The organism is Streptomyces sp. bgisy130, from assembly GCF_057708345.1.
This window is the reverse complement of the sequence record NZ_JBYISA010000012.1, coordinates 1-14,035: the sequence shown is the minus strand read 5'-3', so window position 1 is coordinate 14,035 and position 14,035 is coordinate 1. Positions and strand designations below refer to the sequence as shown.

The following is a 14,035-nucleotide window of genomic DNA, read 5'->3' as shown; positions in this document are numbered from 1 at the left end:
GCCGGGGCCACGACGCCTCCGGGGCCACACCGGCCTTCAGGCCACCGGCAGCCGCAGCTCGAACACCGAGCCCGTGCGCACGGCCAGCGAACCCCCGTGCCGCACCGCGACATCCCGCGCGATGGCCAGCCCCAGCCCGGCCCCGCCGTCGTCCCGGGCCCGGGCGTCATCGAGCCGGACGAACCGCTCGAAGATCCGCTCCCGCTCGCTCTCCGGCACCCCGGGCCCGTCGTCCTCGACCCGCAGCACCGCCCACTCCCCCTCGCGCACCACGGCCACCCGCACGGACGCGACGGCATGCCGCTGCGCGTTGTCCAGCAGATTCCCCAGCACCCGGCCCAACTGGCCACGGGATCCCGCCACTTCCACGCTCGCCAGCTCCCCGGTCCGCACCGGCACCCGGTCCGCGACCCGCTGCGAACTCTCCTCACGCACCATCGCCGCCAGATCCACCCGCGCCTCACCCGGCCGCTCCCCCGCGTCCAGCCGGGCCAGCAGCAGCAGATCCGCCGCCAGCCGCTGGAGCCGTACGGTGTCCTCCACCGCGCCCGGCACATCCAGCAACTCCGGGTGGGCCACCCCCACTTCCAGCTGCGTCCGCAGGCTCGCGATCGGACTGCGCAGCTCGTGCGAGGCATCCGCGACGAACCGCCGCTGGCGCTCCACGGCCGACTCCAGCGCCGCCAGCGTCTCGTTGGTCGTCCGGGCCAGCCGGCCGATCTCGTCCTTCGACGACGGCACCGGCACCCGCCGGCTCAGATCCGTACTCGCCGTGATCGCCGCCATCTCCCCGCGAATCCCCTCCACCGGCCGCAGCGCCCGCCGGGTCACCAGCCAGGTCACCCCCGCCACCACCACGAGCAGCAGCGGCAGCCCCAGCAGCATGGCGTCCCGCACCGACCCGACGGCGTCCCGCTCCGGCGCCAGCGCCGACCCGGCCCACACCGTCGCCTGCTCACCTCGGGTGTCCTTGGCCTCGACCACCGCGAACCGGTAGTCGGCCACCGTCCCGTCGACATCCGCGGTCCCGTCCCGGTACGCGACGTCGTCATCGACCTCACCCGGCTTCAGCGCACGGTCGTCGTCCTCACCGTCCTCGTCCTCCTCCGCCGGCGGCGGGACGACGCTCCCCGCACCCTGCGCGGGGCCCACCCGCTTCCCGTCGACGGTCCGCACGTCCTCACCGACCGCCCGCACCCGCCCGTCATCGGCGACCACCACCACCGGATGCTCATCGCCGTCCGGCAGATCCAGCTTGCCGTACGCCGTCCCCGTCGCGATCTTCGCGGCCACCTCACGCGCCGCGACCTGCGCCTCCAGCCCCGCCTGGTTCTGGAGATTGCCGCGCAGCACCAGCAGCACCGCCGTACCCGCCGCGATCAGCGCCAGGGCCACCACCACGGTCGCCCCGGCCGCCGCCCTGGCCCGTACCGAGCCCAGCACGCTACCCACCGGCCACCAGCCGGTATCCCGCGCCCCGCACCGTCACGATGTGACCGGCGCCGAGCTTGCGCCGCAAGGCGCTCACGTACACCTCGATGATGTTGACATCGCCCTCATAGGCGAAGTCCCAGACGTGCTCCAAGATCTCCGCCTTCGAGACCACCTCGCCCGCCCGCACCGCCAGCTGCTCCAGCACGGCGAACTCCTTCGTCGTCAGCGCCACCTCGGCGCCGTCCCGCTCGACCCGCCGGGCCCCCTGGTCGATGGCCAGCGACCCCACCCGCAGCACCGGCGGCGCGCTCCGGCCGCGCCGCCGCAACAGCGCCTTCACCCGTGCCACCAGCACCACATACGAGAACGGCTTGGTCAGATAGTCGTCGGCTCCGGTGTCCAGCCCCTCGGCCTCGTCGTACTCACCGTCCTTGGCAGTCAGCATCAGAATCGGCACCTCGTGACCGGCCGCCCGCAGCGCCCCGCACACGCGGTAGCCGTTCATCCCCGGCAGCATGATGTCGAGCACGACCAGGTCGTAGCTCTCCTCGCTCGCCTGGTGGAGCCCCGCCAGACCGTCGTGCACCACATCGACCGCATAGCCCTCGGCCATCAGCCCCTTGGCCAGTGACAGGGCCAGCCGCTTCTCGTCCTCCACGATCAGGAGCCGGTACGGACGGTGTGCGGCGGGGCCGGGCGGGCGGAACTGCGTGACGGGCGGGTGCATGCGCTCACCATGCCATCCCCTTCCTGAAGCCCCCTTCAGGTGCCTTCAGGTCCCCTTCAGCTTGGTTCGGCCAGTGTGTTGGCACAGCCGATCGCAAGGGGAGAAAACACATGAAGCGCCATCTGATCATCGCCACCGCCGCCGCGGCCGCCCTCGTCGCCGGCGGCACGGTCACCGCCGTCGCGGTCAGCGCCGACGGATCCGGCAGCGCCCGGTCCGGCGCCCCGGTCTCGGCCGCCCACGACACGGCGCCCGCCGGCTCCGGCACCGCCCACGTGCAGGACGGCAGCTCCAGCATCCGTATGCAGGACGACGACGCCAACGGCCAGAAGGACCGCCGCGAGGCCCGCGCCGCCAAGGTCAGCGCGCCGGACGCCGCGGCCGCCGCCCTGAAGGCCGTCCCCGGCACCGTCTCCGGCCTCGACCTGGACGTGGACCGGGCCGGCCTGGTCTGGGAGGCGGACGTGCTGGGCAAGGACGGCAAGTGGCACGAGGTCACCCTCGACGCCGGCAACGCGCGGGTGCTGAACCAGCGCATCGACCACGACGATGACGACGACGCCGACGAGCGCGCCGCCCTCCGGAACGCCCACACCGACGCCGCGTCGGCCGCCCGTACCGCCGCCCCGCACGGCACCGTGACCTCCGTCGACCTGGACGACGACCGCGGCAAGGCGGTCTGGGAGGTCGAGACGCTCGCCAAGGACGGCAAGGAGCACAAGCTGGTGGTCGACCCGCAGTCCGCCAAGCTGAGCGCCGTTCCGGCGCAGGCCGACGACGACAACGACGGCGCGGACGACTGACCGTCCGCCCCTCACCAGGCCCCGCTCACCTCGCCGTGGGCGGGGCCTTGCGGGTTGCCGGTGGCTGGGCGTCGTTCGCCTGTTGCTTGTGGGTGGCGGGTCGGAGGGGACGCCCGGTACCCCGTCCTCGGCGCGGGCGACGCGGGTCCCAGAGGTAAGGCACCCCGGCGTCCGCTCCAGTCCTGCGGGCGGGGCACCGGACATCCCCTCCGACCACCGTCCGTACGCGACTGACCCGCCGTACCAATCACCGTTACGGCAAGGCAGCAGCACCCCTTGGCAGGCACCTGGTCCGGCCACGCCCCGCAGCTTGGGCGCGGGCCGAGCTGGGCCGTGAGGCGCGGTGTCACCGGCCGGCAGTCGGCAACGGGGGACGGTCGGAGGGGATGTACCGGGGCCCGCCCGCAGGACCGGAGCAAACACCGGGGCGCTCAATCGCTCGTAGCCGCGTGGCCCGCGCCGAGGACGGGTCCCGGTGCGTCCCCTCCGACCCCCGCGGCACCCACGAACGCCGCAACGGCGCCAGCCACAACGGCCCCGCACCAAACAACGCACGGCGACAAACCAGGGGCGCGGGGAACTGCGCGCCCAGCCACAACCGCACCCGCAGCCAACCCACACCCCGCCGAACGCCGGAAACCCTCAGCCCCCGTTAGTCACACCATCAACCAACTCATCGGCCGCCCGATACGGATCCATCTCCCCCGCAACGATGCGCTCAGCCAACGCATCGAGCCGCCGATCCCCCCGCAGATCCCCGATCCGCTCACGCAGCGCCGTGACCGCGATCGTCTCGACCTCGTGCGCCGCACGGGACCGGCGCCGCTGGGCGAGGACACCGCGCTCCTCCATCCAGGCCCGGTGCTTCTCCAGCGCCTCGACGACCTCATCGACACCCTCGGCCCGCGCCGCAACGGTCTTGACGATCGGCGGCCGCCAGTCACCCGGCGTACGGGATTCCCCGAGCCCGAGCATGTGGTTGAGCTCGCGGGCGGTCGCATCGGCCCCGTCCCGGTCGGCCTTGTTGACGACGTAGACATCGCCGATCTCCAGGATTCCGGCCTTGGCCGCCTGGATGCCGTCGCCCATGCCGGGTGCGAGCAGCACCACGCTCGTATCGGCCTGGGAGGCGATCTCCACCTCGGACTGGCCGACGCCGACCGTCTCGACGAGGACCACGTCGCAGCCCGCCGCGTCCAGGACGCGGATGGCCTGGGGCGCGGCCCAGGCCAGGCCGCCCAGATGACCGCGGGTGGCCATGGAGCGGATGTAGACGCCGGGATCGGAGGCGTGTTCGCTCATCCGGACCCGGTCACCGAGCAGCGCGCCGCCGGAGAACGGCGAGGACGGGTCGACGGCGAGCACGCCGACCCGTTTGCCGGTCTTGCGATAGGCCGTCACCAGCGCGGAGGTGGTGGTGGACTTGCCCACGCCGGGCGATCCGGTCAGCCCGACCACATACGCGTTGCCGGTGAGCGGTGCCAGCGCCGCCATCACCTCGCGCAGTTCCGGCGACGCCCCCTCCACGAGGGAGATCAGCCGTGCCACGGCCCTCGGCCGGCCCTGCCGTGCCTGTTCCACCAGCTGGGGGACGTCCACCATCGCCGCTCGGCTCCTTCGGCTCGCTCGTGACGCGAATCGGCGAGCCCGTACGCACCCGGCGTACGGGCTCTCGCTTACTTACCCGGTACGCGGATGATCAGCGCGTCGCCCTGGCCGCCGCCACCGCACAGCGCGGCGGCACCCACGCCACCGCCCCGCCGGCGCAGCTCCAGCGCGAGATGCAGCACGATCCGGGCGCCGGACATCCCGATCGGGTGACCCAGCGCAATGGCGCCGCCATTGACATTCACCTTTTCCGGGGACACTCCGAGGTCCTTCATGGACTGCACGGCGACGGCCGCGAACGCCTCGTTGATCTCGATCAGGTCAAGATCACCGACGGCCAGGCCGTCCTTCTTCAGGGCGTGGTTGATGGCGTTGGAGGGCTGGGACTGGAGCGAGTTGTCCGGGCCCGCGACATTGCCGTGCGCGCCGATCTCCGCGATCCATTCCAGGCCGAGCTCCTGGGCCTTGGCCTTGCTCATCACGACGACCGCGGCGGCGCCGTCGGAGATCTGCGAGGAGGTGCCGGCGGTGATCGTGCCGTCCTTGGCGAAGGCCGGGCGGAGCTTGCCGAGCGACTCCGTGGTGGTCTCGCCGCGGATGCCCTCGTCCTGGCTGAACAGGACCGGGTCGCCCTTGCGCTGCGGGATCTCCACGGGGGTGATCTCGGCCTCGAAGAGCCCGTTCTTCTGGGCGGCGGCGGCCCGCTGGTGGGAGCGCGCGGCGATCTCGTCCTGCTCCGGTCGGGCGATACCCAGACGGGTGTTGTGCTTCTCGGTCGACTCGCCCATCGCGATGCCTTCGTAGGCGTCCGTGAGGCCGTCGTGCGCCATCGCGTCGAGCATCTCGACCGCGCCGTACTTGAAGCCCTCGCGGGACTTCGGGAGCAGGTGCGGGGCGTTGGTCATGGACTCCTGGCCACCGGCGACGATCACATCGAACTCGCCGGCGCGGATGAGCTGGTCCGCCAGCGCGATGGCGTCGAGGCCGGAGAGGCAGACCTTGTTGACGGTCAGCGCGGGGACGTTCATGGGGATTCCGGCCTTGACGGCGGCCTGACGTGCCGGGATCTGCCCTGCCCCGGCCTGGAGCACCTGGCCCATGATCACGTACTGCACCTGGTCGCCGCCGATGCCCGCCCGGTCGAGTGCCGCCTTGATGGCGACGGCGCCCAGGTCGGCGCCGGAGAAGGTCCGCAGCGATCCCAGGAGCCGGCCCATGGGGGTGCGCGCTCCCGCCACGATCACTGAGGTGCTGCCGTTCGTGCCGTTCGTTGCAGACATGCGGTGCGGCCTTCCTTTGCAGGGAAGTTAACGAGGGTTCCCGTCAATGTACTGAGCGGTACGCGCCGGGTCACCGGCAAGCGGGTGTGATCGCGCGCACGTTGCGTAACCAGCCGTGCGGGCGGTGCACTGGAGCCATGCTGACGCGAATCGACCACATCGGGATCGCCTGTTTCGACCTCGACAAGACTGTCGAGTTCTACCGTGCCACGTATGGCTTCGAGGTGTTCCACACCGAGGTCAACGAGGAGCAGGGGGTCCGGGAAGCCATGCTCAAGATCAATGAAACGTCGGATGGCGGAGCCTCGTATTTGCAGCTCCTGGAGCCCACCCGCGAGGACTCCGCGGTGGGCAAGTGGCTTGCCAAGAACGGCGAGGGGGTGCACCACATCGCCTTCGGCACCGCGGATGTCGACGGCGACTCCGAGGCCATCCGGGGCAAGGGTGTCCGGGTGCTCTACGACGAGCCCAGGACCGGCTCGATGGGCTCCCGGATCACCTTCCTGCACCCCAAGGATTGTCATGGAGTGCTCACCGAACTCGTCACCGCGGCGCCCACCACCTCGACGGACCACTGACCTTCACCTTCCCCGGCCGGTAGAGTGCAGCTTCGGCCGGGGTAAGGGAGTGGGGCTCGGTCCATACCCTGCCGATGATCTGACACCATTTCTTCGGAAGGGTCAGCTCCGATGGGCGCGAGTCCGGTACGACGTGACGTGTACGGGACGAGCGCCGCAGGACCGGAGAAGGCCGCCACCATGACCAGGGGACGGATGGGACCGCGCAGTGCGGGGCAACGACCGCTACGAGGCTGACGACCACCTCTCGCAGTTCGAGGCCGAGATGGAGCGGCTGAAGACGGAGCGGGACAAGGCCGTTCAGCACGCCGACGACCTCGGCTATCAGGTCGAGGTGCTGCGCGCCAAGCTCCATGAGGCGCGCCGCAACCTCGCGACCCGCCCTGCCTACGACAACGTCAGTCATCAGGCCGAACAGCTGCTGCGCAACGCGCAGATCCAGGCGGACCAGCTGCGTACCGATGCCGAGCGTGAGCTGCGCGAGGCACGGGCACAGACCCAGCGGCTGCTCCAGGAGCAGGCCGAACGGCAGTCCCGGCTGGAGGCCGAGCTGCACGCCGAGGCGGTCACCCGCCGGCAGCGGCTCGACGAGGAGCTCAACGAGCGCCGGCAGACCGTCGAATCGCATGTCAACGAGAACGTCGCCTGGGCCGAACAACTGCGGGCCCGCACCGAGTCGCAGGCCCGTCGGCTCATGGAGGAGTCCCGCCGGGAGGCCGAGCAGGCGCTGGCCGCCGCGCGGACCGAGGCCCAGCGGCTGGCCGAACAGGCCCGGGAGCGGCTCGGCAGCGAGGCCGCGGAGGCCCGCACCGAAGCGGAAGGCATCCTGCGCCGGGCGCGTACGGACGCCGAGCGGCTGCTGAACGCCGCCTCCAGCCAGGCCCAGGAGGCCACCGACCAGGCCGAGCAGCTGCGGACCAGCGTCGGCACCGAGTCGGAGGAGGCCCGCCGACAGGCCGCGGAGCTGACCCGTACCGCCGAGGCCCGTGTCCAGGAGGCGGACAAGGCGCTGCGCGAGGCCCGCGCCGAGGCGGAGAAGCTGGTCGACGAGGCGCAGCAGAGCGCCACCAAGCGGCTGACGGCCGCCGAGTCGGACAACGAGCAGCGCACCCGTACGGCCAAGGCGGAGATCGCCCGGCTGGTCGGTGAGGCCACCAAGGAGGCCGAGGCGCTCAAGGCCGAGGCCGAGCAACTGCGGTCGGACGCCCGCGCGGAGGCCGAGCGACTGGTCGCCGAGGCGCAGGAGTCCGCCCGGTCGCAGGCGTCGGAGGACGCCGCGGCGCAGCTGGCGAAGGCCGCGCGCAGCGCCGAGGAGGTGCTGACCAAGGCGTCGGAGGACGCCAAGGCCACCACCAAGGCCGCCGCCGAGGAGGCCGAACGGCTGCGCAAGGAGGCCGAGTCCGAGGCGGACCGGCTGCGCGAAGAGGCCCACGACACCGTGGCGCAGCTCAAGGGCGCGGCCAAGGACGACACCAAGGAGTACCGCGCCAAGACCGTCGAACTCCAGGAGGAGGCACGGCGGCTGCGCGGGGAGGCCGAGCAGCTGCGCGCGGACGCGGTCGCCGAGGGCGAGCGGATCCGGGGCGAGGCCCGCCGGGAGGCGGTCGGGCAGATCGAGGAGGCGGCCGGGACCGCCGAGGAGCTGCTGGCGAAGGCCAAGTCCGACGCCGAGGAGACCCGTTCGGGAGCCGTCGCGGAGAGCGAGCGGGTGCGGACGGAGGCCATCGAGCGGGCCTCGGCGCTGCGCCGGCAGGCCGAGGAGGCGCTGGAGCGGTCCCGTTCGGAGGCCGAGGAGCTGCTCACCGAGGGCGCCCAGGCCGCGGAGATGGTGACCACCGAGGCGGAGGCGTCCGCCGCCCGGCTGCGCGAGGAGGCCGAGCAGGCCGCCGAGGAGCGGCGCGCCGAGGCGCAGGACGAGCTGGACCGGCTGCACCGCGAGGCGGAGGAGAAGATCACCGCCGCCGAGCGGTCGCTGCGCGACGCCCGCGCGGAGGCGGAGCGGCTGCGCCGGGAGACACAGGAGGAGGCGGCCCGACTCAAGGCGGAGTCGGCCGAGCGGCGCCGGACGCTGACGCAGCAGGCCGAGGAGGAGGCCGAGCGGCTGCGCGACGAGGCCGCTTCGGATGCCTCGTCGGCCCGCTCCGAGGCCGAGTCGGTGGCGGCACGGCTGCGCACCGAGGCGTCGGCCGAGGCGGAGCGGCTCAAGACGGAGGCCCAGGAGACCGCGGACCGGGTCCGTGCCGAGGCGGCGACGGCCGCCGAGCGTACGGGCGCGGAGGCGGCGCAGGCGCTGGCCGCGGCCCAGGAGGAGGCCGCGCGGCGGCGCCGGGAGGCCGAGCAGCTGCTGAGCGGGGCCCGCGAGGAGGCCCACCAGGAGCGCACCGCGGCGCGCGAGCAGAGCGAGGAGCTGCTGGCGTCGGCCCGTACGCGGGTGGGCGAGGCGCAGGAGGAGGCCCAGCGGCTGGTCGAGGAGGCGGACCGGCGCTCGGGCGAGCTGGTGGCCGCGGCCGAGCAGACCGCGCAGCAGGTGCGGGACTCGGTCGCGGGGCTGCACGAGCAGGCCGGTGAGGAGATCTCCGGGCTGCGTTCGGCGGCCGAGCACGCCGCGGAGCGCACCAGGTCCGAGGCGCAGGACGAGGCGGACCGGATCCGTAAGGACGCCTACGAGGAGCGGGAGCGCGCCTCGGAGGACGCGGCGCGGGCCCGTGCGGAGGCGCAGGAGGCGACGGAGGCCGCGAAGTCCCTCGCGGAGCGGGCGGTTTCCGAGGCCATCGAGGAGGCCGACGGGCTGCGCGCCGAGGCGGCCGGAGTGCTGGACGAGGCACGCCGGGACGCCAACACGGCGCGGACCGAGGCCGCCGAGCAGGCCGACCGGCTGGTGTCGGAGGCGACCGCCCAGGCCCAGAAGCTGGTGGCGGACGCCACGGCGAAGGCGCAGCAGCTGCGTACCGACGCCTCGGACGCGCTGGCGGCCGGCGAGCAGGACGCGGCGCGGGCCCGTGCGGAGGCGCGGGACGACGCGAACCGGATGCGCTCGGACGCCGCGGAGCAGGCGGACCGGCTGATCACCGAGGCGCGCACGGAGGCCGAACGGATTGTCACCGAGGCCACCGAGCTGACGTCTTCGGCGCAGGACGACGCGGACCGTACGGTCCAGGAGGCCCAGCAGGCCGCCGATCAGCTGCGGGCCGAGGGCGAGCAGCAGGCGCACCGTCTGGTGGCGGAGGCGACCGAGAAGGCGGAGCGGCTGCGGGCCGAGGCGGCCGAGGTGCTGGAGGAGGCCCGCCGGGACGCGGACCACACCGGCGACGAGGCGCGCAAGGCGGCCAACAAGACGCGTTCGGACGCCGCGGAGCAGGCCGACGAGCTGATGTCGGAGGCCGCGACCGAGGCCGAGCGGCTGCGTACGGAGGCGGCGGAGACGACCGCGGACGCCGAGCGGGACGCGGACCGTACCCGGGCCGACGCCCGGGAGCAGGCGGACCGGATGCTCGCGACAGCCACCGCGGAGGCGGACCGGCTGCGGGCGGAGGCGGCCGAGACGGTCACCGCCGCGCAGGAGCACGCCAACCGCACCCGTAACGAGTCCGCGAAGCTCAAGGAGGACGCCGAGGCGGCCGCCGAGCAGACCCGGACAAAGGCCCAGCAGGAGACGGACCGGCTGCTCGACGAGGCGCGCAAGGACGCCGCCAAGCGCCGCGCGGACGCGGCCGAGCAGGCGGACCAGCTCGTCACCAAGGCCCAGGAGGAGGCGCTCAGCGCGGCCACCGCCGCCGAGGAGCAGGCCGACACCATGGTCGGGGCGGCCCGCAAGGAGGCCGACCGGCTGGTCGCGGAGGCGACCTCGGACGGCAATGCGCGGGTGGAGAAGGCCCGTACGGACGCGAACACGATGCTGGAGGAGGCCCGCCGGGACGCCACCGGCATCCGGGACCGCGCCGAGGAGCTGCGCCAGCGGATCGAGTCCGAGGTCGAGGAGCTGCACGAGCGGGCCCGCCGGGAGTCGGCGGAGACGATGAAGAACGCCGGCGAGCGGGTCGACAAGCTCATCGCGCAGGCCACCGCCCAGCAGGTCGAGGCCGAGGAGAAGGCCGACCGGATGGTGGCGGACGCGAACAGCGAGGCGAGCAAGGTCCGGATCTCGGCGGTGAAGAAGGCCGAGGGCCTGATCAAGGAGGCCGAGAACAAGAAGGCCACGGCGGTGCGCGACGCGGAGCGGATGCGCAGCGAGGCCGAGGCGGAGGCCACCCGGATCGTGGACGAGGGCAAGCGGGAGCTGGAGGTGCTGGTGCGCCGCCGGGAGGACATCAACGCCGAAATCTCCCGCGTTCAGGACGTTCTGGAAGCGCTGGAATCGTTCGAGGCACCCGGCGGGGGCGGGGACGGCAAGGGGGGCGGTGTGAAGGCAGCCGCAGGAGCGGGTGCAACTCGTTCGAGTGGCAAGCAGTCTGAAGGGTAGCCACTCAAATGAGGGGTCATTCTCCAGATCAAACCGGCAATGACTCGATGACACGCCGTTGTGGCCCCTAGGATTCTCCTTATCACCTCACCGGTCTCTTCGACAGGAACCCCATGAGCGACACTTCCTCCCCCTTCGGCTTCGAGCTCGTGCGGCGTGGGTACGACCGCGGTCAGGTGGATGACCGCATTACGAAGCTCGTCGCCGACCGCGACAGCGCGCTGGCCCGCATCACGTCGCTGGAAAAGCGGATCGAGGAGCTGCACCTCGAAACGCAGAACGCCCAGGCGCAGGTCAATGACGCCGAACCGTCCTACGCGGGCCTCGGCGCGCGCGTGGAGAAGATCCTCCGGCTCGCCGAGGAGGAGGCGAAGGATCTGCGCGAGGAGGCCCGCCGGGCCGCCGAGCAGCACCGTGAGCTGGCCGAGTCGGCCGCCCAGCAGGTCCGTAACGACGCCGAGTCGTTCGCCTCGGAGCGCAAGGCGAAGGCCGAGGACGAGGGCGCCCGGATCGTCGAGAAGGCCAAGGGTGAGGCGGCCACCCTGCGCGCCGAGGCGCAGAAGGACGCGCAGTCCAAGCGGGAGGAAGCGGACTCCCTCTTCGAGGAGACCCGCGCCAAGGCCGCGCAGGCCGCCGCGGACTTCGAGACCAACCTCGCCAAGCGCCGTGAGCAGTCCGAGCGCGACCTGGCCTCGCGTCAGGCCAAGGCCGAGAAGCGGCTCGCGGAGATCGAGCACCGCGCCGAGCAGCTCCGCCTGGAGGCCGAGAAGCTGCGTACGGACGCCGAGCGCCGGGCCCGTCAGACGGTGGAGACCGCGCAGCGCCAGGCCGAGGACATCGTGGCGGACGCCAACGCCAAGGCGGACCGGATCCGCAGCGAATCCGAGCGCGAGCTGGCGGCGCTGACGAACCGCCGCGACTCCATCAACGCGCAGCTGACCAACGTCCGCGAGATGCTGGCGACGCTGACCGGTGCCGCCGTGGCCGCGGCAGGCGCCCCCGGCGAGGACGAGACCGTCTCCCGCGGCGTCCCCGCCCAGCAGAGCCGCTGACCTGTCGCAGGTTCGCTTTCGGCCGGCTGTCGCACGCCCCCGTACCGCCTCCGTGGTGGTGCGGGGGCGTCGTGCGTACGGGGGTCCACCGGGCGGCCCCGCCCCGGTGGCAGCGGCCCCCGGGGACGCCTAGCGTGCCGTACATGATCGAGCTCGAGGGGCTGACCAAGCATTACGGCGACAAGGTCGCCGTGGACGACCTCACGTTCACGGTGCGGCCCGGGATGGTCACCGGCTTCCTCGGCCCGAACGGCGCCGGCAAGTCGACGACCATGCGGATGATGCTGGACCTGGACAACCCGACATCGGGGACGGTCCGGATCGACGGCAAGCACTACCGGCAGCTGAAGGATCCGCTCACCTACATCGGCGCGCTGCTGGAGGCGAAGGCGGTGCACGGCGGCCGCAGCGCCGCCAACCATCTGCTGTGTCTGGCACAGAGCAACGGCATCCCCCGCGGCCGGGTCGCCGAGGTGCTGGACACCGTCGGGCTGAGCACGGTCGCCAAGAAGCGCTCGAAGGGCTTCTCGCTCGGCATGAGCCAGCGGCTCGGTATCGCCGCGGCGCTGCTCGGCGACCCCCAGGTGCTGCTCTTCGACGAGCCGGTCAACGGACTCGACCCCGAAGGCATCCACTGGATCCGCAATCTGATGAAGAACCTCGCCGCCCAGGGCCGCACCGTCTTCGTCTCCTCGCATCTGATGAGCGAAATGGCGCTGACCGCCGAGCATCTGATCGTGATCGGGCAGGGCCGGCTGATGGCGGACACCTCGATGAAGGACTTCATTCACCAGAACTCCCGCTCGTACGTCCGGATGCGGTCCCCCCAGCGGGAGAAGCTGCTGGACCTGCTGCACGACGAGGGCATCGACGCGGTGGCCGTCGGCAACGGGTCGCTGGAGATCGACGGAGTGCCCGCCGACCGGCTGGGCGAACTGGCCGCCCGGCACCAGCTGGTGCTGCACGAGCTCAGTCCGCAGCAGGCGTCCCTGGAAGAGGCGTTCATGCGGCTGACCGCGGAGTCGGTGGAGTATCACGCGCACGACGGCGACCCGGTACCGGCGCAGGCCGGGGCCCGGCCGCCGGGAGAACCGCAGCCGGCCGAGGCCCGGCCGGGTGAGCCGCAGCCGACCGGCTGGGGCGCGGACTGGCAGAAGAAGAGGAGCTGACGGATGGCGGCGCTCGGGCAGGTCATTCGGTCGGAGTGGACCAAGATCAGGTCGGTGCGGTCCACGGTGTGGACGCTGGGCATCGCCGTGGTCGTCACCATCGGCCTGGGCGTGCTGATCTGCACCCTGGCCAACAACGACTTCAGCTCGATGCCGGCCCGCGACCGGCTGGCGTTCGACGCCACCAACATCAGCTTCGCCGGGATGGGGCTGGGCCAGCTGGCGATGATCGTCTTCGGGGTGCTGGTGGTCTCGAACGAGTACAGCACCGGCATGATCCGCGCTTCCCTTGCCGCCGTACCGCAGCGCAGCACCTTTCTGTTCTGCAAACTGCTGGTGGCCACCGCGCTGGTCTTCGTCGTCGGCCTCGCCACCAGCTTCGTGACGTTCTTCGCGGGGCAGGCGGTGCTCGGTGACCTCCGGGCGCACCTCGGCGATCCGGGCGTGCTGCGCGCGGTGATCGGCGGCGGGCTCTATATGACGCTGATCGCGCTGTTCTCGATGGCGGTGGCCACGATGCTGCGCAGCCCGATGCTCTCGCTGGGCATCCTGATGCCGTTCTTCTTCCTGATCTCGAACATTCTCGGAAACGTCTCGGCGACCCGGAAGATCGGCCGCTATCTGCCGGACCAGGCCGGCTCGAAGATCATGCAGGTGGTACCGCGGGCCAACGACCAGGTGCCGTACGGGCCGTGGGGCGGGCTCGGCATCATGATCGCTTGGACGGGGGTTGCGTTGGTTTGTGGGTTTGTGTTGCTTCGGCGGCGCGATGCGTGACGCTGCGCTGGGCTTTGGCCCGCGTTTTTGGCTTTCCCGCCGTGGTTGTTGCTCGCCGTTTGTTGCCCGCTTGCGCGGTGCCCCCGCCGTTTCGCCTGCGGCGGGCCGGTCCGCTGCGCGGGGCTGTTGGGTGCGGTGACGGGCCTCC

At 72.2% G+C, this 14,035-nt stretch carries 10 protein-coding genes; 6 read left to right on the top strand and 4 right to left on the bottom strand.

The window, feature by feature from the left end; translation table 11 throughout:
• Positions 1 to 36: 36 nt before the first annotated feature.
• Entirely contained in the window at positions 37 to 1,440 is a 1,404-nt protein-coding gene (locus AC3EUV_RS17925; RefSeq protein WP_435603397.1) for a sensor histidine kinase, read from the bottom strand.
• Positions 1,441 to 1,444: 4 nt separating this feature from the next.
• Positions 1,445 to 2,161, bottom strand: a complete 717-nt coding sequence (locus tag AC3EUV_RS17920) for a response regulator transcription factor (protein ID WP_432145910.1) — start codon at positions 2,159 to 2,161, stop codon at positions 1,445 to 1,447.
• Between the two features lie 110 nt (positions 2,162 to 2,271).
• Here AC3EUV_RS17920 and AC3EUV_RS17915 point away from each other — a divergent pair, with 110 nt between their 5' ends.
• Entirely contained in the window at positions 2,272 to 2,964 is a 693-nt protein-coding gene (locus tag AC3EUV_RS17915; protein ID WP_435603329.1) for a PepSY domain-containing protein, read from the top strand.
• A gap of 642 nt (positions 2,965 to 3,606) precedes the next feature.
• On the opposite strand, the gene meaB is transcribed toward AC3EUV_RS17915, so the two are convergent.
• Positions 3,607 to 4,566: a methylmalonyl Co-A mutase-associated GTPase MeaB gene (gene meaB, locus AC3EUV_RS17910; protein ID WP_432145912.1), complete on the bottom strand. Its 960-nt coding sequence runs from the start codon at positions 4,564 to 4,566 to the stop codon at positions 3,607 to 3,609.
• Between the two features lie 74 nt (positions 4,567 to 4,640).
• Positions 4,641 to 5,816 (bottom strand): acetyl-CoA C-acetyltransferase, encoded by a 1,176-nt coding sequence (locus AC3EUV_RS17905; protein WP_432145927.1) that lies wholly within the window; start codon positions 5,814 to 5,816, stop codon positions 4,641 to 4,643.
• Between the two features lie 173 nt (positions 5,817 to 5,989).
• On the opposite strand from AC3EUV_RS17905, the gene mce reads away from it, so the two are divergent.
• From mce to AC3EUV_RS17880, 5 genes are all read left to right on the top strand, one after another.
• Positions 5,990 to 6,430 (top strand): methylmalonyl-CoA epimerase, encoded by a 441-nt coding sequence (gene mce / locus AC3EUV_RS17900; RefSeq protein ID WP_190142113.1) that lies wholly within the window; start codon positions 5,990 to 5,992, stop codon positions 6,428 to 6,430.
• Between the two features lie 208 nt (positions 6,431 to 6,638).
• On the top strand, positions 6,639 to 10,889 hold the full coding sequence (scy, locus tag AC3EUV_RS17895) for a polarized growth protein Scy (protein WP_435603328.1): 4,251 nt from the start codon (positions 6,639 to 6,641) through the stop codon (positions 10,887 to 10,889).
• 113 nt (positions 10,890 to 11,002) lie between these two features.
• Complete coding sequence (locus AC3EUV_RS17890; protein ID WP_432145914.1) at positions 11,003 to 11,941, top strand: coiled-coil domain-containing protein; 939 nt, start codon at positions 11,003 to 11,005, stop codon at positions 11,939 to 11,941.
• Positions 11,942 to 12,084: 143 nt separating this feature from the next.
• Complete coding sequence (locus tag AC3EUV_RS17885) at positions 12,085 to 13,110, top strand: ABC transporter ATP-binding protein (RefSeq protein WP_432145915.1); 1,026 nt, start codon at positions 12,085 to 12,087, stop codon at positions 13,108 to 13,110.
• Between the two features lie 3 nt (positions 13,111 to 13,113).
• Positions 13,114 to 13,887, top strand: a complete 774-nt coding sequence (locus AC3EUV_RS17880; RefSeq protein ID WP_432145916.1) for an ABC transporter permease — start codon at positions 13,114 to 13,116, stop codon at positions 13,885 to 13,887.
• The last annotated feature ends 148 nt before the right edge of the window (positions 13,888 to 14,035 follow it).